Source organism: Ruegeria sp. CDSB029 (genome assembly GCF_059611125.1).
This window is the reverse complement of record NZ_JBXWOX010000027.1, coordinates 12,244-30,792: the sequence shown is the minus strand read 5'-3', so window position 1 is coordinate 30,792 and position 18,549 is coordinate 12,244. Positions and strand designations below refer to the sequence as shown.

Sequence of the window (18,549 nt, the reverse complement as noted above, 5' to 3'; positions counted from 1 at the left end):
ACAGGAGGGTCTGATGCCCGAATTGCAAGGTCAATGCATGTGCGGCGCGGTCACGGTGACTGCAACCCCGGCGCGGGAATCGCTGGGAGCCTGCCATTGTGATCAATGCCGTCGCTGGACCAGTTCGATGCTGGTAACCTTCGCGGCAGAGCCCGGCTATGCCGCCTTGGGACCGGTCAAGACCTACACCTCGTCGGATTGGGCCGAACGGGCATTTTGCTCGGACTGTGGTTCGGCACTGTGGTACCGGATCACTTTGCCGGGCGAGATGCACGGACAAACCCAAATGGCTGCCGGTCTTTTTGACGACACCGGCAACCCGCTGAAACTTGAACTTTACATAGATAAAAAGCCCGAGGGCTACGCGTTCGCAGGAGAACGCCGGCAGATGACCAAAGCCGAGGTCGAAGCCATGTATGCCCTGCCGGAAGAAGGAGACAGCCAATGACCAAATATGATGCCGACTGGGTGCGGGCCGAAGAAGCCAAGCGCAAATGGATGGCCGAAAATGGTCTCTATTCCGAGGACGAAGAGCATTCTTCATGCGGCGTAGGTCTTGTGGTTTCGATTGACGGCAAAGCGTCACGTAAGGTGGTGGATGCCGGGATCGACGCACTTAAGGCAATCTGGCACCGGGGCGCGGTGGACGCAGACGGCAAGACGGGTGATGGCGCGGGTATTCACGTGCAGATCCCGGTTCCGTTCTTCTATGACCAGATCCGCCGCACCGGACATGAACCACGACTGGATCAACTGATTGCGGTTGGTCAGGTCTTTTTGCCACGCACCGACTTTGGCGCACAGGAACAGTGCCGGACCATCGTTGAAACCGAAGTTCTACGAATGGGCTATTACATCTATGGCTGGCGCCATGTGCCGGTCGATGTGACCTGCTTGGGTGAAAAAGCCAACGCCACCCGCCCTGAGATTGAGCAGATCCTGATCTCGAACTCAAAAGGTGTGGATGAAGACACGTTTGAGCGTGAGCTTTATGTGATCCGTCGCCGTATCGAAAAGGCGGCACTGGCTGCCGGTATTTCTGATCTGTATCTGGCCTCGCTCAGCTGCCGGTCGATCATCTATAAGGGCATGATGTTGGCCGAGCAGGTCGCGGTGTTCTACCCCGATTTGATGGACGAGCGCTTTGAAAGTGCCTTTGCCATCTACCACCAGCGATATTCGACCAATACGTTCCCGCAGTGGTGGCTGGCCCAGCCTTTCCGCATGCTGGCCCATAACGGCGAGATCAACACGCTGAAGGGCAACATCAACTGGATGAAAAGCCATGAGATCCGTATGGCGAGCGGCACCTTTGGTGACTATGCCGAGGACATCAAGCCCATCATCGCAGGTGGTTCGTCGGATTCGGCGGCTCTGGACTCGGTATTCGAGGTTCTGGTGCGTGCGGGTCGTTCGGCCCCAATGGCGAAAACCATGCTGGTGCCGGAAAGCTGGTCCAAGCAGGCGGTCGAGCTGCCGCAGGCATGGCGCGATATGTATTCCTACTGCAACTCGGTGATGGAGCCGTGGGACGGCCCTGCCGCACTGGCGATGACGGATGGTCGTTGGGTCTGTGCGGGACTGGACCGGAACGGGCTGCGCCCGATGCGCTATGTCGTAACTGGCGATGGTCTTGTAATCGCAGGGTCCGAGGCCGGGATGGTGCCGATTGACGAGGCCACCGTGACCGAAAAAGGCGCCCTTGGCCCGGGTCAAATGCTGGCCGTCGACATGAAGAAGGGCAAGTTGTTCCGCGACACGCAGATCAAGAACAAACTGGCCCGTGCGCTGCCATTTGGCGAATGGGTCGGCAAGATTCACGATCTGGATGCCACGCTGGCAGGCGTGACCGAAACCCCGATTTTTTCAGGAGAGGAACTGCGCAAGCGTCAGATCGCGGCTGGTTATTCGGTTGAGGAGCTGGAGCAGATCCTCGCCCCGATGGCGGAAGATGGCAAAGAGGCGCTGGCCTCGATGGGCGACGATACGCCCTCGGCGGTTCTGTCCAAACAATACCGCCCGCTCAGCCATTTCTTTAGGCAGAACTTCAGCCAGGTGACCAACCCGCCGATCGATTCTTTGCGCGAATACCGCGTGATGTCGTTGAAAACGCGGTTTGCGAACCTCAAGAACGTGCTGGATGAAGACAGCAGCCAGACCGAGATTGTGGTTCTGGAGAGCCCCTTTGTCGGCAACGCGCAATGGGACAAGCTGGTTGAAAGCTTTGATGCCCCGCTGGCCGAGATCGAGTGTAGCTTTGAGCCCGGCCAAGGCGCACTAAGCGACGCATTGGCCCGTGTTAGAGCCGAAGCAGAAGAGGCCGTACGGTCCGGCGCTGGGCATCTGGTTCTGTCCGACATGAACTCGGGCGAAGGTCGTGTGGCGATGCCCATGATCCTGGCCACAAGCGCGGTGCACTCGCACCTGACCCGTCAGGGCCTGCGGACGTTCTGTTCGTTGAACGTACGCTCGGCGGAATGTGTCGACCCGCACTATTTTGCCGTTCTGATCGGTTGTGGTGCGACCGTTGTGAACGCCTATCTGGCCGAGGATTCGCTGGCCGACCGTATTGATCGCGGCCTTTTGGACGGGACCCTGACCGAAAATGTCGCCCGCTTCCGCGAAGCGATCGATCAGGGCTTGTTGAAGATCATGGCCAAGATGGGAATCTCGGTAATCTCGTCCTATCGCGGCGGCCTGAATTTTGAGGCCGTTGGCCTGAGCCGTGCGATGGTCGCCGAATACTTCCCTGGAATGACCAGCCGGATTTCCGGCATCGGCGTCACCGGTATTCAGACCAAGGCCGAGGAGATCCACGCCAAGGCATGGGTCAATGGTCTGGACGTGCTGCCCATCGGTGGATTCTACAAAGCACGGAAATCGGGTGAGACCCACGCTTGGGAAGCGACCTCGATGCATATGATGCAGATGGCCTGTAACCGGGCGTCCTATGAGCTGTGGAAGCAGTACTCGGCCAAAATGCAGTCGAACCCGCCGATCCATCTGCGTGACCTGATGGACTTTAAACCGCTGGGCAAGCCAATCCCGATTGAAGAGGTCGAGTCGATCACTTCGATCCGCAAGCGGTTCGTCACGCCGGGCATGTCGCTGGGTGCGTTATCGCCCGAGGCGCACAAGACGCTGAACGTGGCGATGAACCGGATCGGTGCGAAATCCGACTCCGGCGAGGGTGGCGAAGACCCGGCACATTTTGTGCCGGAGCCCAATGGCGACAACCCGTCGGCCAAGATCAAACAGGTCGCTTCGGGCAGGTTCGGTGTGACCGCCGAATACCTGAATCAGTGTGAAGAACTGGAGATTAAGGTCGCTCAGGGTGCCAAACCCGGTGAAGGCGGTCAGCTGCCGGGCATGAAAGTTACCGACCTGATTGCGCGACTGCGCCATTCGACCAAGGGTGTGACCCTGATCTCTCCACCGCCGCACCACGATATCTACTCAATCGAGGATCTGGCGCAGCTGATCTACGACCTGAAACAGATCAACCCGCGCTGCAAGGTTACCGTGAAACTGGTGGCGTCTTCGGGTGTTGGCACGATTGCCGCCGGTGTGGCCAAGGCCAAAGCGGACGTGATCCTGATTTCGGGCCACAATGGTGGCACCGGGGCATCTCCGGCGACCTCGATCAAATATGCCGGTCTGCCGTGGGAGATGGGCCTGACCGAGGCACATCAGGTTTTGGCGATGAACAACCTGCGCGACCGCGTGACCCTGCGAACCGATGGTGGCTTGCGCACCGGTCGTGATATCGTCATGGCTGCGATGATGGGGGCCGAGGAATACGGTATCGGCACCGCTGCTCTGATCGCGATGGGCTGTATCATGGTGCGTCAGTGCCAGTCGAACACCTGCCCGGTCGGTGTGTGTACGCAGGACGAATCCCTGCGGGCAAAGTTCACCGGTAATGCCGATAAGGTCGTCAACCTGATCACCTTCTATGCACAGGAAGTGCGCGAGCTGCTGGCCAGCCTCGGTGCGCGGTCGATTGACGACATCATCGGGCGGGCAGATCTGCTGGCGCAGGTCAGTCGCGGTTCAGCGCATCTGGATGATCTGGACCTCAACCCGCTGCTGATCACCGTCGATGGTGCCCATAACATCGTCTACAACCGCGACAGAGATCGCAATGCAGTGCCCGATACGCTTGATGCGGAAATTGTGCGCGATGCTGCACGGTTCCTGAAAGACGGTGAGAAAATGCAGCTGTCCTATGCTGTTCAAAACACGCACCGAACCGTGGGCACACGGGTCTCCAGCCATATCGTGCAGAATTTCGGGATGCGGAACACGTTCCAGCCCGACCACCTGCATGTGAAACTGCAAGGCTCGGCCGGTCAGTCGTTGGGGGCTTTTGCGGCCCCAGGTCTGAAGCTTGAGGTATCTGGTGATGCCAACGACTATGTCGGCAAGGGCCTGTCCGGGGGCACAATCGTTGTACGTCCGCCGCAGGTCAGCCCGCTGAAAGCAGACGAAAACACCATTATCGGCAACACCGTTCTTTACGGCGCAACTGATGGCCACCTGTTTGCGGCTGGCCGCGCAGGTGAGCGGTTCGCGGTTCGGAATTCGGGCGCCACTGTGGTGATCGAGGGCTGTGGCTCGAACGGCTGTGAATACATGACCGGTGGTATTGCGGTGATCTTGGGTGGCATTGGTGCCAACTTTGGCGCAGGTATGACGGGCGGTATGGCCTATCTGTACGACCCCGAAGGCAAGGCCGAGCAGCTGATGAACATGGAAACGCTGGTGACCTGCCCGGTGACTGTCGACCATTGGGAAAATCAGCTGAAATCGCTGATCGAAACCCATCAGGCTGAAACCAACAGCCGTAAGGCCGCCGACATTCTGCAGCATTGGGAGGTCGAAAAGGCCAACTTCCTGCAGGTTTGCCCGAAAGAGATGCTGAACAAGCTCAGCCATCCTCTGACGACCGAGGCAACTGCTGTTCCCGCCGAGTAAGCGAAAGTTGTTAGACCAAATCAGAACCCCGCGTGTCACCAAGGACACGCGGGGTTTTCAATTTACGTCCCGGCCTTGCTTAAGATTGCATACCCGCGCAACGCTCAGATCAGGCAAGATAAACCGTTCCAAACCCGGCCACAGCGTCGTATAGCAACAAAATGGCAAGAACAGCAGCGCGCAAGTCGAGCAAAAAGAAAAGCAAGGCGTCGAAATCAAAAAGGCCACTGGTTCCGCGGATTCGTCGTTGGGTAACACGCATCGCCTTGGGCGTTGTGGCTTTTGTCGTGGGTTTGGTCCTGCTTTACTCGGTGGTTAATCCGCCGGTGACTCATACAATCTGGTCGGAATGGCGAAGATTGGGGAAGGTCGAGCGCGAGTGGGTGTCGATCGAAGAAATTGCCCCGGTTATGGGCAGATCTGCCGTGGCCGCCGAGGACGCGAATTTCTGCCTGCATTGGGGCTTTGACGTTGAAGCAATCCGCGAAGCGCTGGAAGACGGCGGCAGCCGGGGGGCCTCGACCATTACCCAGCAGGTCGTGAAGAACGTGTTCCTGTGGCAAGGGCGCAGTTGGGTGCGCAAAGCGCTTGAAACGTCGATTACACCCGTCGTCGAAATCTTCTGGAGCAAGCAGCGAATCCTAGAAGTATATCTGAACGTTGCCGAAACCGGTCAGGGGGTCTTCGGGGTCGAAGCGGCAGCACAGCGATACTATGGAACGAGTGCGTCCAAGTTGTCGTCAGTTCAGGCGGCCCGATTGGCGGCGATCCTGCCGTCCCCGCGCAACAGATCCGTCACAGATCCGTCGGTTCGAACCCGCAGACGTGCGGCATCCATCCGGGATGGGGCGGCCACCATCCGCGCAGATGGTCGCGCGGATTGTTTCGAGGATTGAAACCCTATGCCCCTCAAGGCTAAAGCTGGGGGGTATTCACTGGTTCGATTGGAAGCCCATGGCGCGTCTGTTTCATGTTCCCCTGTCCCCGTATTGCCGCAAGGTGCGCCTGTCGCTTGCGGAAAAGAAAATCGAAGTCGAACTGGTCGAGGAACGATACTGGGAACAAGACCCGGATTTTCTGCGCCGCAACCCAGCCGGCAAAGTCCCGGTGTTGCGACTGGATGGACAGGTCATGGCGGAAAGTGCCGCTATTTGTGAATATATCGAAGAAACCCGCCCTGAACCTCCGCTGATGCCGAAAAAACCAGAAGCACGGTACGAGGTGCGGCGTTTGGTTGGCTGGTTCGATGACAAGTTCCATCACGAAGTGACATCGAGACTGCTGTATGAGCGGGTGAACAAGAAGGTGACGGGCGAGGGTTATCCCGACAGTAAAAACGTCAAGGCGGGTGCAAAGGCTATCAAGTATCATTTGGACTACATGGCTTGGCTGCTGGATCACCGGCGCTGGCTGGCAGGTGATCAGATGACTCTGGCCGATTTTGCAGCTGCTGCGCACTTGTCTGCTCTGGATTATATCTCAGATGTAGATTGGAACCGTTCTCAGGCGGTCAAGGATTGGTATGCCAAGATCAAGTCGCGGCCTGCGTTCCGGTCCATATTGGCAGATCAGGTTCCTGGGTTCCGACCGCCACCGCATTACGCTGATCTGGATTTCTGATAGGGTAAGGGTGTAGCGGGCTGACTGCCCCCTCTTGGCCGGGGTGTGGGCCAATTCACCCCGAGGGTACTTATAGCCAGATGAAGAGCGGATCAGGTTTAAAAGAAAAGCTGGTGGCGCAGGCGTTGAGCGAGGGATTTGTCTCTTGCCGTGTTTGCCGACCTTGGGACGTGCCCGAAGTGCCGTCGCGCTTGCAGGCGTTTTTGGATGCCGGGTATCACGGGCAGATGGGGTGGATGGCCGAGCGGACCCATTGGCGCGGCGATCCGGCCGCATTGTGGCCCGAGGCGCGGTCGGTCATCATGCTGGCTGAGAGCTATACGCCTGACCATGATCCGACCGATATCCTGAACCACCCGGACAAGGCGGCGATTTCTGTTTATGCGCAGAACAAGGATTACCACGATCTGGTTAAGAAGCGGCTGAAACGGTTGGCGCGCTGGCTGATTGCGGAAGCTGGTGGAGAGGTAAAGGTCTTTGTTGATACCGCGCCTGTGCCAGAGAAGGCTTTGGGCCATGCGGCAGGTTTGGGTTGGCAGGGAAAACACACCAATCTCGTAAGCCGTGATTGGGGAAATTGGTCCTTTATAGGCTCTGTTTTTACAACGTTGGACCTGCCTGCGGACATGGCTGAAACAGACCATTGCGGCAATTGTCGAGCGTGTTTGAGCGCCTGTCCGACGGATGCGTTTCCCGCCCCGTATCAGTTGGATGCGCGGCGTTGCATTTCATATCTGACGATCGAACATAAAGGGCCGGTCGACGAAGAGCTGCGCCAAAAGCTGGGAAACCGAATTTATGGATGCGACGATTGTTTGGCCGCGTGCCCGTGGAACAAATTCGCCATTGCAGCGAGCGATGTGCGGTATGCCGCACGTGATGATCTGAAAGCGCCGCCGTTGGCCGAGCTTGCTGTGTTGGATGATGCGGCGTTTCGCGCGAAATTCTCGGGCTCGCCCATAAAGCGGATCGGGCGGGATCGGTTTGTGCGCAACGTTCTGTACGCGATTGGCAACTCGGAACGGTCAGATCTGATGCCCGTCGCGCAGTCGCTTGCCAATGATCCTGATCCAACGGTGGCGGACGCCGCGCGCTGGGCGGTGAAACGATTGTCATAAGTGACGCAAACAGGCTGGACGTGTCGGTCCAAACCGCTACACCCATCGACAGCGAACAGGAAGGAGATCCCGATGGCGTTGGCTTTGGGGGTGGATACAGGTGGAACCTATACGGACGCAGTGCTGATCCGGGATGAAAAAGAGGTGATCGCCTCGGCCAAATCCCTGACAACGCGCGCTGATCTGGCCATTGGGGTTGGACAGGCGATCTCGGCAGTGTTGGATCAAGCACAGGTGTCGCCGGAGCAGATCTCAATGGCGTCTTTGTCGACGACATTGGCGACGAATGCCTTGGTCGAAGGGCAGGGTGGTCGAGTCGCTCTGATTTACATCGGGTTCAAGGAAGCAGACCTTGAGAAACATGGGCTGCGGGATGCGCTGAAGGGTGATCCAGCGCTGGTGATTGGCGGTGGGCATAGCCACGCCGGGGGTGAGGCTGCTCCATTGGATGTCGATGCGTTGGAAGCATTTTTGGCGTCGCACAAAGACGTTTCTGGGTTTGCGGTTGCCGCGCAGTTCGCAACGCGGAACCCGGCGCATGAATTGCATGCCGCGCGTGTCATTGCCGAGAAAAACGGGGCTCCGGTAACGTGCTCTCATCAGTTGTCGGCCAAGCTGAACGGTCCGAAACGCGCGGTCACGGCGGTTTTGAACGCACGTTTGATTGGTATGATCGACCGTTTGATCGGGCGGGCGCAGGATCAGTTGATTGATCTGGGTATTACAGCGCCGATGATGGTTGTGCGTGGTGACGGCGCGCTGATGAGCGCCGAACAAGCGCGGGAACGCCCGATTGAGACGATCCTCAGCGGGCCGGCGGCTTCGATTGTTGGGGCAAGCTGGTTGACGGGGGCCGAGAATGCACTGGTGTCCGATATTGGCGGCACCACGACGGATGTTGCGCTGATTCGGGATGGCAAACCCGCGATTGACCCAGCGGGCGCGCAGGTCGGCGGATTTCGTACGATGGTTGAGGCGGTTGCCATGCGCACCCACGGACTGGGTGGAGATAGCCAGGTGCATGTGGTGACCGAAGGGCTGGGCGGCGGCGTATTTCTGGGGCCACGACGGGTGCTGCCGGTATCTCTGATCGCGTCAGAAGCACCCGAGGTTGTTCACGCCGTTATGGACACACAGTTGCGGGCAACAACCGTGGGAGAGCATGACACGCGGTTTGCCCGCCGTGTTCCCGGTATCAATGCCGACGGGTTGGGTGCGCGCGAAGAGGCCTTGTTGGACAGGCTCGGTGAAAATGTCCTGCCCCTGAGTGATCTGTTGCGCACCCGAATGGAGAACGGTGCCCTGTCGCGTCTGGTAGATCGCGGAATCGTTCAGGTGTCGGGTGTGACACCATCGGATGCCAGCCATGTTCTGGGTCGATTGGATGTCTGGGACGCGGAAGCCGCCCACAAGGCATTGGAACTGGTGGCGCGCAAACGTGTGGGGACGGGTGACAGGCTAGCCGGCAGCCCCGAACAACTGGCACAGATGATCGTGGATCAGTTGACCGAACAGACGTCTTTGACCTTATTAGAGACTGCTTTTGCCGAAGAAGCTGACGGTTTTGGTCTTGCACCTGCTGACTTGGCCCGGCACGTGTTGACGCAAAAAGGGCTGGCAAGGCATCGCGGCTTAATCGCGCTGGACGCATCGCTAAACGTGGATGTCGTGGGTCTCGGCGCATCCGCCCCCAGCTATTATCCGGCTGTAGGGGATCGCCTGCATTGCACCATGATCCTGCCGGAACACGCCGGTGTCGCCAACGCGATCGGAGCAGTTGTTGGTCGGCTTACGCTGCGTCGAACAGGAACCGTGACGTCACCGTCTGAAGGGCGTTACCGGGTTCATTTGGAGGAAGGGCCGCAGGATTTCACAGAATCCGACAAGGCTTTGGAACTGCTGGAGACGGTTCTGCGGGATCAGGCCGAGGTCGCCGTGCGGCAGGCCGGCGCCGCAGATATCCGGGTGGTCGTCGACCGCGACATCCGCACCGCGCGCATCGAAGCGCAGGACGTGTTTGTCGAAGCGATGATCACGGTCGAAGCCAGCGGACGCCCAAGGGTGGCCTCAGGTTAGCCCCCCTCGCGGGAAGGAGGGCCAATTCGGTTATTCAGCCGCGCTGCGCTTGGGCAGAACCCAATCGGGGCGCGGGAAGTGGCAGGTATAGCCGTTGGGAATACGTTCAAGGTAGTCCTGATGCTCGGGCTCAGCCTCCCAGAAATCGCTGACGGGTTCGACCTCGGTCACAACCTTGCCGGGCCAGATCCCGCTGGCGTTCACATCGGCAATCGTGTCCTCAGCCAACTGTTTCTGGGCGTCGTCCACATAGTAGATGGCCGAGCGATAGCTCATCCCGCGATCATTGCCCTGACGGTTAACGGTTGTCGGGTCGTGAATCTGAAAGAAGAACTCGAGCAGGTCGCGATAGGTAATTTGCGCTGGGTCGAAAATGATCTCGATCCCTTCGGCATGGGTGCCGTGGTTGCGATAGGTGGCGTTGGGCACGTCGCCGCCAGTATAGCCGACGCGGGTGCTGGAAACGCCGGGCAATTTACGGATCAGGTCCTGCATGCCCCAAAAGCAGCCCCCGGCCAGAACAGCGCGTTCATTGGTCATTGGATATCCTCCACATGGATCAGGTATTCACTGTACCCTTCGGCCTCCATCTCATCGCGATGAATGAACCGCAAGGAGGCGGAGTTGATACAATAGCGTAGCCCGCCGTGTTCGCGTGGACCGTCGGGGAATACGTGCCCAAGATGACTGTCGCCATGTTTCGAGCGGACCTCGGTCCGGATCATGCCAAGCGTGCGATCTTCAATCTCTTCAACATGCTCGTGCACGATGGGCTTGGTAAAGCTTGGCCAGCCACATCCGGATTCGTATTTGTGGGTCGAGGCAAATAGCGGTTCGCCCGAGACGATATCGACGTATATGCCCGGTTCCTTGTTTCCCAACAGCTTTCCAGTGCCGGGGCGTTCGGTCCCGCTGCGTTGGGTGACGTGAAATTCTTCAGGGGAAAGAGCGGCAATGGCCTCGGGGTCTTTGGTGTAGCGGGTCATGGCTTCTCCGGTGTTGATATGACTTGGACCTTTATTTGGGCATACTGGGGCAAAAATCAAAATCATATTTCAGCCTGCTCGCGTTCTCGTGCGGGTGATCCGAATGCCAAACGCACGCGTAATTCACAATAAAGGAGGTAACACCATGTTGAGACTGCTTCTGTTATCCGTCCTATTGCTGGTTGCCCGCGCTGTTCAAGCTGCACCTTTGACCGGTGAGTTTGACTCGATTGACGGCGGAACCCTTTCTCTTGAGGGGTGGAGAGGTCAGCCGGTGCTGATTGTGAACACGGCATCCCATTGCGGGTTCACGGGGCAATACGCTGGCTTACAAAAAATCCATGACACCTATGCTGATCGAGGTCTCGTGGTTTTGGCCGTCCCTTCGGATTCTTTCAATCAGGAACTGGGGTCAGCGAAAGACGTGAAACAATTCTGCGAGATGAATTTTGGTCTGACCTTGCCCATGACCGACATCACCCCAGTCAAAGGCGTCGGTGCCCATCCGTTTTATAGGGCTGTTGCCCAGCAAACGGGCTTTGTCCCCAAGTGGAATTTCAACAAGATCCTGATTGACCCAGCGGGCGAGGTTGTCGCGACGTATGGCTCGAACGTCAAACCGGATTCACCGAAGCTCTTGCGTCAGGTCGAGGCATTGCTGCGCTGATCGGTCTGCCGAGACAGCTGCACTGCCAGAATTCCCAGCGTTGTGATGCCCACGCCAACCGCATCCATCGGACCAAGCTTTTCACCCAGCAGAGCAGCAGCGACCGCGACGCCAAAGACCGGGTTCAAAAAGTGAAAAGTTGCGGCTCGGATCGCGCCGATCCTGTTCAACAAATGGAACCAGATCAGTGTCGCCAACAAGCCAGGGAACAGTGTCGTATAAGCAAAGGCCAGCATCCACGGTACGTTCGGGTGAATGTAGATCGTCTCGAATATGGGGGCCGCGAAGAACAGAATTGCCGCGCCCACCAGCATCTGTAGCCCGACCACCATCATGAAATTGCCGCCGGATGTTGCCCCGCGCACTGCCAGTGTCGCAAAGCTGAGCGCCAGCGCGCCCAGCCCGCACAGCATGACGCCAAACAGGTCGGCGCCCGCGCTAATCCGGCTGCTCATGATCAATGCGACGCCAGCGAAACCCGCCAGCAATCCGAACACGCCCAGTGGTCGAAGTTTTTCGTGAAACAGTGTCCAGCTGGCTAATGCCACGATCAGGGGCATTGTTGATGCAATAATCGCCGCAACAGATGCTTGTACGGTTTGCATTGCGTAGAAATTCAGACCCAAATAAAGGGCATTTTGGCATATTCCAAACAGAATAGTCGCGTACCATTGCGCGCGCGTCAGCCTCCAGCTTTGGCCCATCACCCGTGCAATTGCGACCCCCAACAACCCCGAGATCAAAAATCGCAGCGCCAGTGAGAAAAGGGGCGAGGCATCGGCGACGATGATCCGCGCCGAGGTAAAGGCTGACGACCAGATGAAGGCAAATGCCAGCCCCATGGCTATGGCGCGCAGATCCATGATGACGCTCTCCCAAACGCCGCGACTGTTTCGGAATTATCTCAAACGCGCAAGCGCCGCGCGTCAAAAAAACCACAGGCCTCATCAGTTACATTCGGCATTGCGGTGTTTGTTGATTGATCAGTCAATTAAAGGTATGCGAACCGCACTCTGACTAACCAAGGGAGGTATGTTGGTGCTTTTGGAGTATATTCTGTCTTTCGGCGTCCTGCTGGCATTGGGCCTCGTCGCTTTCTTCGTCGTGAAATGGTGGAACCTGCGTTGCGTGGGCGTCACGCCAGTGCATCTGTTCACCTTCATCGCGATCCTGTTCACGTCCGGTCTGGATGTCGGCCTGATCATGTTCCCGCTGACCGAGTTTGGCGGATATGCCGAGGAACCGGCCTATGCCTTTGCGAACCCGCTGGCCATCGAGTTCGGGTTCTGGGGCTTCCTGATCTGGGCCTTCTACTTCCTGACGGCGTTCTATTTCTGCGTCATCGAACCCCGCGTGAAGTTCTTTGAGATCCCGCTGGTCAAGTTGATCAACAACGTGGTGATTATTGGCACCTGCGCCTTCACCGCCAGCCTGTTTCTGATCTACCTGCCTGGCTATCTGCCTGAAGTCGGAGACGGCGAATCCGTGGTTTCAACCTTCTACATCATTGTATTTGTGGTCATTCTGGCAGCGGCCTATTCTTCGACCGACCTGAAATACGTGCGTATCCTGTCCGTGGGTTCGACCTTCCTGTTCCTTGCGCTGATCATCGGAATGTGGGTCGCGGCTGGCATGGGCATGACCGGATTTGTTGAAACCGGCAGCAACATCAGCGCTTACTTTGCCAACCTGCACAAGTTTGTCCTGCCGCTGACCGACTATCACGCCTTCTATTTGTTCTGGTGGTTCGCGTGGTCGATCATGATTGGCCAGTTCACCTCTCGCTTTGTCGGTGGTCTGAAAACCTGGCAATTGCTGGCGGCGCTGCTTATTTTCCCGTCGATCCCGTTGGGAATCTGGTTCACCGTTCTCTACTACTATCACCTGAACGGCATCAGCACTGCGGGCATCACCAACATCGCGATGGTGATCGTGGGCGTGACCTTTGTGATCAACTCGCTGGACTCGCTGATTAGGCTCTATACAGACAACCTGAACCTGACAGTCGAGCGGTTCGGCAAGGCGATCTACGTTGCAGGCAACGTCGCCCTGCTGTTTGTCCTGACCCTGTTGTTCCAGAGCCAGTGGCTGCAGATCCAATGGATCGGAGCGGTGGTCGTTGGCCTCTATTTGGCCTGCGTGGTCTACATCCTGATCACCAAGCGCAAAGAGGTGTTGAGCATCGATTCAATGCCCGAAGATCGTGATCTGGACTTCCACAAGGTTGAGACGGTTCACTGATTGCCGAACGGAGTTAAAGAACAGACGGGCGCCTAATCCGGCGCCCGTTTTCCGTGGTCTTGAAGTTCTATTTTGGAAAAGTCAGAACCGAAAACGGAACGCAAAACCGACAAGCGGTGCAGTGTCGTAAGATTGCCGGCTAATCTCACTTCCATTTTCGTCATCCAGAGTAAGCCGACCATCGAATTCAGCTCCGGCAAAAACGTTTAGAGAAACTCCGGGATTTGGGCTGTAATCCAAGGCCAATACAACCGGGATGCTCTTGTCTTCCCCAACGCCATCCGGCGCAAGACCTTGGTCATCCAGGCGAAAGCGGATGCGTTCAGAGCGCGCAGCCAAAGACAGGTTTATTGTGTCAGTCATGGCATAACTCAGTGTCAGCCCCGGTCCTCTGGTTGCGCCAATCCCTGATCCCGTATTCAGATTCCAACGGTCATTGATGTCCCAATCCACCAGAAGAGCCGGAAAAAAGTCCACGCCTTCTTCCTCAAGTTGGGAAAATACGCCGAATGCAGGTCCAATCGTCAAGCGGCTACTGACTTCCCAAGCCAGACCGGCAAAAACCCCGTAAGTCCGCCCATCAGACGCGTCTATACCACTTTGGTAATCCCATCTGATTTGTGGAGATATTAACAGTTGCGCCGTTTCACCGACGCGCGCGCGTACCGGAAACGAGACCCGGATATCGCGTATGTCGGTCCATGGTTGATTGTCAGTCTGATTGAAGTCGTAGTCAAATTGCCCAAGGCTTATGGACAGGCCGAATGACGTACCATCGCCGGTATTATACAGCGAACCGCCACGAATAAAGGCACGACTTGCAGAGAAATTGCCACCTCCGCTTAAGGATGCGTTGCCTTGATACGCCGCAAGCCCATCAACCTGAAAGCCCCAACCCACAGGTTGCGCAGCCAACTGAGTTGTCCAGGTTAGAGAAAAAGCAATCGCGAGAGACGAGATTTTGGAGAAGAAGTGCGTCACGTTTTTCAAACCGATCGATGAATTCAAATGTTGTTATTCAACAACTAGACGGGTAACCCGCAAAGTACATCGAAATCTATCGGGTGTGCCAAAATTCGTCCCAACAGGCGAACAAAGAAAAAGGGCCCCCCGAAGGCGACCCTCTATCGTTTGCAGTGAAAGCTGAGATTAGCCGTTCACGCTGTCCTTCAGAGCTTTCGCGATGGTCATCTTGACCACTTTGTCGGCTTCTTTCTTGAACTGCTCGCCGGTGGCGGGGTTGCGCACCATGCGCTCGGGGCGCTCGCGGCAGTAGATTTTGCCAACGCCTGGCAGGGTCACTGCGCCGCCGGCGGAAACTTCGCGGGTGATCAGGCCAGTCATGGCCTCCAACGCTGCGTTTGCAGCTTTCTTGTCGGTTCCCATTTCCTCAGCGAGAGCAGCCACCAGCTGAGTCTTTGTCATAGGCTTTGCCATTTCTTGGTCTCCTTAACGTGCCCGATACATAGGGCCTCACCGCGTAACTGTAACGGGATATTGTGGTCGAACACAACGAATAGTAGCGCTGAAAACCCTAAAAATATGGGGAAATCGTTGCTTTTTTGCGTCAGAGAAAGGCTGTTTCGTCGAATGAACGCAATTTCCGGCTGTGCAGACGCTCTAGCGGCATGCCACGCAAGTGCTCCATCGCCCGAATTCCGATGGCCAGATGGCGACTTACCTGAGTGGTATAAAAGGCAGAAGCCATACCCGGAAGCTTTAATTCGCCGTGCAGTGGTTTGTCTGACACACACAAGAGCGTGCCGTATGGAACGCGGAACCGATAGCCGTTTGCGGCGATGGTTGCGCTTTCCATATCCAGCGCGATAGCGCGGGATTGGCTGAGCCTCTGCACCGGGCCGGACTGGTCGCGCAGTTCCCAATTGCGGTTGTCGACCGAGGCGACGGTGCCGGTCCGCATGATCCGCTTAAGCTCGTACCCTTCCAACTCGGTGACCTCGGCCACCGCGCTCTCAAGCGCGACCTGAACCTCGGCCAGTGGCGGGATCGGAACCCAGACTGGCAGGTCATCGTCCAGCACCTTGTCCTCGCGCAGATAGGCATGGGCCAGAACAAAGTCGCCTAGCGCCTGCGTGTTGCGCAGACCGGCACAGTGACCGACCATCAGCCAGGCGTGGGGCCTCAGAACGGCGATGTGATCTGTTGCCGTTTTCGCGTTCGACGGCCCAACCCCGATATTGACCAGTGTTATCCCGGACCCATCCTCGCGCTTCAGGTGATAGGTCGGCATTTGCGGAAGCTTCAGCGGTTGAGCTAATTCTTCCTCGGAGTCAGTGATCTCGACATTCCCGGTCGAGACGAAGCTTGTATAACCGCTGTTCGGATCGGCCAATTGCGCGCGCGCGTAATTCTCGAACTCGGAGACGTAGAACTGGTAGTTCGTGAACAGGACATGGTTCTGGAAATGGCTGGGATCCGTCGCGGTATAATGCGCAAGCCGGGCCAGCGAATAGTCGACGCGTTGGGCAGTAAACAAGGCCAGCGGGCCGGCTTCATCCTCGTGGTCGTACACCCCGTTGACGATATCATCGTTGGTCGTGGTCAGGTCGGGAACGTCAAAGACATCGCGCAACGTGAACCCGGCCGCGCCCTGTTGCGGGACGTGCAGATCGGGATTGTTGGCAACCGCGAAATGCACAGGGATCGGTGTGTCGGACGGCCCAATCGTAACCGGCTGGTCGTGGTTCTTGATCAACAACGCGATCTGTTGAGTCAAATAGGACCGAAACAAATCCGGCCGCGTAACCGTTGTGGCATGAATACCGGGTTCTGAGACGTGGCCAAAACTCAGACGGCTGTCGACATGCGCATAGGACGACGTTCTGATGCGAATTTCCGGGTAATAGGCTCTAAACCGCGCCGTTGGTGCGCCATGCTCAATGGCTGCCGAGAAACTGTCGCACAGAAAGCGGGTTGCTTGTTCATAGAGCGCTTCCAACCGAGCGACCGCCGCTTTGGGGTCGGTGAATTGTTCCGGTTTGGGTGCGTCGGGTGTTTTTATTATTGTCATGCAAGTGGTTCCAGAAGATCGATTTTTTCAAAGGTGCGCACATCCACCAGGCCCAGATCCGATATCCGCAATTCCGGAATCACGACCAGTGCCAAAAGTGAGTGCTGCATATATGCGTTGTTGAGTGTACAGCCGCAGGCCACCATCGCGGCGACCATGTCTTCAGCTTTGGCGGCCACAGTTGCGGCGGGGCTGTCTGACATCAGGCCTGCGATGGGCAGTTCGACCAGCGCCAATTCTTCCCCATCGCGGAAGATGGTGATGCCGCCACCCACTTCGGCCAGCCTGTTTGCGGCCAGTGCCATCTGTTCGCGATCCGTGCCGACAACGATCATGTGATGGCTGTCATGCGCCACGGTCGAGGCCATGGCCATTTTGCCTTGATATCCGAATCCGGAAACAAAAGCGTTCGTCACGCCGCCCGTCGCCCGGTGGCGTTCAACCAGTGCAATCTGGCAGACATCGCCGTCGCCCTCGACTAATCCTTCGATGATCGGCAGTTCAGCCTTCAGAGCTTTGGTCGGAGCCTGGTTTTCCACCACGCCGATCACGTTGGCCTGCACGCGGTTTGCCCCTGCAGGTGCTTGGATTTCGAAATCGGCAGCGGTCAGGGTATGCCCCAGATGCACGGTGTTCCGGGCGGTATCAGGCCAGTTGAGGTGCGGGCAGTCGACGGTGATTTTACCGTTTTCGGCCACGATCTGACCGCGCGCAATCACGGTCTCGATGGGCAGTTCTTTCAGGTCCGAGCTGAGGATGACATCCGCGCGCCGCCCCGGTGTGATTGAGCCGATCTCACGCTCCAGCCCGAAGTGGGTCGCCGTGTTGATCGTTGCCATTTGCAGGGCAATCAGCGGATCACATCCGCAAGCGATGGCGTGCCGAACCACACGATTCATATGGCCGTCATTGACCAGCGTGCCTGAGTGGCAATCGTCGGTGCACAGGATAAAGTTGCGCGGGTCCAAACCTTTTTGTGTGACAGCCGTGATCTGACTTTCCACGTCATACCAGGCCGAGCCCAGCCGCATCATCGACCGCATGCCTTGCCGGACCCGAGCAATCGCGTCTGCCTCGCAGGTACCTTCGTGATCATCCGCCGGTCCCCCGGCCACATAAGCCGCAAAATTAGGCCCTAAATCAGGAGAAGCGTAGTGCCCGCCCACAGTTTTGCCCGCGCGTTGCGTGGCGGCGATTTCCGCCAGCATCTTTGGGTCGCCGTTGATGACACCCGGAAAGTTCATCATCTCGCCCAAACCGATGATGCCCGGCCAGTTCATCGCCTCGGCCACGTCTTCGGCGGTGATCTCGTACCCTGTGGTTTCCAACCCCGGTGCAGATGGGGCGCAGGACGGCATCTGGGTGAAGATGTTCACCGGCTGCATCATCGCCTCGTCATGCATCATGCGTACACCGTCCAGGCCAAGGACGTTTGCGATCTCATGCGGGTCGGTGAACATGCTGGTCGTTCCATGCGGAATGACAGCGCGGGCAAATTCAGCCGGTGTCAGCATGCCCGATTCGATATGCATATGGGCATCACACAGGCCGGGGATCATATAGCGCCCGGTGGCCTCGATGACCTGAGTCTCTGGGCCAGTGCAATGTGATGCATCGGGTCCGACATAAGCGATGCGTCCATCAGCGATCGCAATGTCATGGTTCGGAAGGGTTTCGCGACTGTGCACATTTACCCAGATTCCGCCGCGAATGACCGAATCTGCAGCTTCACGACCTGCGGCTACGGCAATCAGACGGGGGGCGACATCGGGCCAACTAGGGAAGGGTGTGTGTTCCATGGCCCAACTTTCCCGAATGCGCAGGAAGGTTCAA

Annotated in this window: 15 protein-coding genes; 8 read left to right on the top strand and 7 right to left on the bottom strand. The window is 57.5% G+C overall.

Translation table 11 applies throughout. The features are described from left to right. The first annotated feature begins 13 nt into the window (after window positions 1-13). The 6 genes from AC2FI8_RS22015 (at window position 14) to AC2FI8_RS21990 (ending at window position 9,791) form a co-directional block, all read left to right on the top strand. Complete coding sequence (locus AC2FI8_RS22015) at window positions 14-448, top strand: GFA family protein (RefSeq protein WP_496727322.1); 435 nt, start codon at window positions 14-16, stop codon at window positions 446-448. Next, window positions 445-4,977 (top strand): glutamate synthase large subunit, encoded by a 4,533-nt coding sequence (gene gltB / locus AC2FI8_RS22010; protein ID WP_496780959.1) that lies wholly within the window; start codon window positions 445-447, stop codon window positions 4,975-4,977. The genes AC2FI8_RS22015 and gltB overlap by 4 nt, the downstream gene beginning before the upstream one ends. Before the next feature lie 161 nt (window positions 4,978-5,138). Further along, entirely contained in the window at window positions 5,139-5,873 is a 735-nt protein-coding gene (gene mtgA / locus AC2FI8_RS22005) for a monofunctional biosynthetic peptidoglycan transglycosylase (RefSeq protein WP_496741446.1), read from the top strand. Between the two features lie 58 nt (window positions 5,874-5,931). Next, complete coding sequence (gene fzlA, locus AC2FI8_RS22000) at window positions 5,932-6,597, top strand: FtsZ-binding protein FzlA (protein WP_058275204.1); 666 nt, start codon at window positions 5,932-5,934, stop codon at window positions 6,595-6,597. Window positions 6,598-6,677: 80 nt separating this feature from the next. Further along, on the top strand, window positions 6,678-7,715 hold the full coding sequence (gene queG / locus AC2FI8_RS21995) for a tRNA epoxyqueuosine(34) reductase QueG (protein WP_496780958.1): 1,038 nt from the start codon (window positions 6,678-6,680) through the stop codon (window positions 7,713-7,715). Window positions 7,716-7,787: 72 nt separating this feature from the next. Beyond that, on the top strand, window positions 7,788-9,791 hold the full coding sequence (locus AC2FI8_RS21990) for a hydantoinase/oxoprolinase family protein (RefSeq protein WP_496780957.1): 2,004 nt from the start codon (window positions 7,788-7,790) through the stop codon (window positions 9,789-9,791). Window positions 9,792-9,821: 30 nt separating this feature from the next. On the opposite strand, the gene msrA is transcribed toward AC2FI8_RS21990, so the two are convergent. Together msrA and msrB are read right to left on the bottom strand one after the other, a co-directional pair. After that, a complete protein-coding gene (gene msrA / locus AC2FI8_RS21985; RefSeq protein WP_496770561.1) occupies window positions 9,822-10,331 on the bottom strand; it encodes a peptide-methionine (S)-S-oxide reductase MsrA in 510 nt (169 codons plus the stop codon). Next, window positions 10,328-10,777, bottom strand: coding sequence for a peptide-methionine (R)-S-oxide reductase MsrB (msrB, locus tag AC2FI8_RS21980; protein WP_496741454.1), 450 nt, complete (start codon window positions 10,775-10,777; stop codon window positions 10,328-10,330). Before msrB ends, msrA begins: the two co-directional genes overlap by 4 nt. Before the next feature lie 145 nt (window positions 10,778-10,922). Between msrB and AC2FI8_RS21975 the strand changes: the two genes are divergently transcribed. Next, window positions 10,923-11,444 carry a glutathione peroxidase gene (locus AC2FI8_RS21975; protein WP_496770563.1) on the top strand — a complete coding sequence of 174 codons (522 nt, stop codon included), beginning with the start codon at window positions 10,923-10,925 and terminating at the stop codon, window positions 11,442-11,444. Here the strand turns inward: AC2FI8_RS21975 and AC2FI8_RS21970 are convergent. Continuing rightward, the gene (locus tag AC2FI8_RS21970; protein WP_496780956.1) at window positions 11,420-12,307 is read right to left on the bottom strand and encodes a DMT family transporter; all 888 of its coding nucleotides are present in this window, start codon (window positions 12,305-12,307) and stop codon (window positions 11,420-11,422) included. The two genes, AC2FI8_RS21975 and AC2FI8_RS21970, sit on opposite strands and share 25 nt — an antisense overlap. 181 nt (window positions 12,308-12,488) lie before the next feature. Here AC2FI8_RS21970 and AC2FI8_RS21965 point away from each other — a divergent pair, with 181 nt between their 5' ends. Continuing rightward, window positions 12,489-13,685 carry a BCCT family transporter gene (locus AC2FI8_RS21965; RefSeq protein WP_496780972.1) on the top strand — a complete coding sequence of 399 codons (1,197 nt, stop codon included), beginning with the start codon at window positions 12,489-12,491 and terminating at the stop codon, window positions 13,683-13,685. A gap of 81 nt (window positions 13,686-13,766) precedes the next feature. Here the strand turns inward: AC2FI8_RS21965 and AC2FI8_RS21960 are convergent, their stop codons facing one another. The 4 genes from AC2FI8_RS21960 to ade form a co-directional block, all read right to left on the bottom strand. Continuing rightward, entirely contained in the window at window positions 13,767-14,600 is an 834-nt protein-coding gene (locus tag AC2FI8_RS21960) for a hypothetical protein (RefSeq protein ID WP_496780955.1), read from the bottom strand. A gap of 234 nt (window positions 14,601-14,834) precedes the next feature. Continuing rightward, window positions 14,835-15,122: an HU family DNA-binding protein gene (locus AC2FI8_RS21955; RefSeq protein WP_039533371.1), complete on the bottom strand. Its 288-nt coding sequence runs from the start codon at window positions 15,120-15,122 to the stop codon at window positions 14,835-14,837. 130 nt (window positions 15,123-15,252) lie between these two features. Then, entirely contained in the window at window positions 15,253-16,716 is a 1,464-nt protein-coding gene (locus tag AC2FI8_RS21950; protein WP_496780954.1) for an AMP nucleosidase, read from the bottom strand. After that, entirely contained in the window at window positions 16,713-18,515 is a 1,803-nt protein-coding gene (gene ade / locus AC2FI8_RS21945) for an adenine deaminase (protein ID WP_496780953.1), read from the bottom strand. The genes AC2FI8_RS21950 and ade overlap by 4 nt, the downstream gene beginning before the upstream one ends. Window positions 18,516-18,549: the final 34 nt, after the last annotated feature.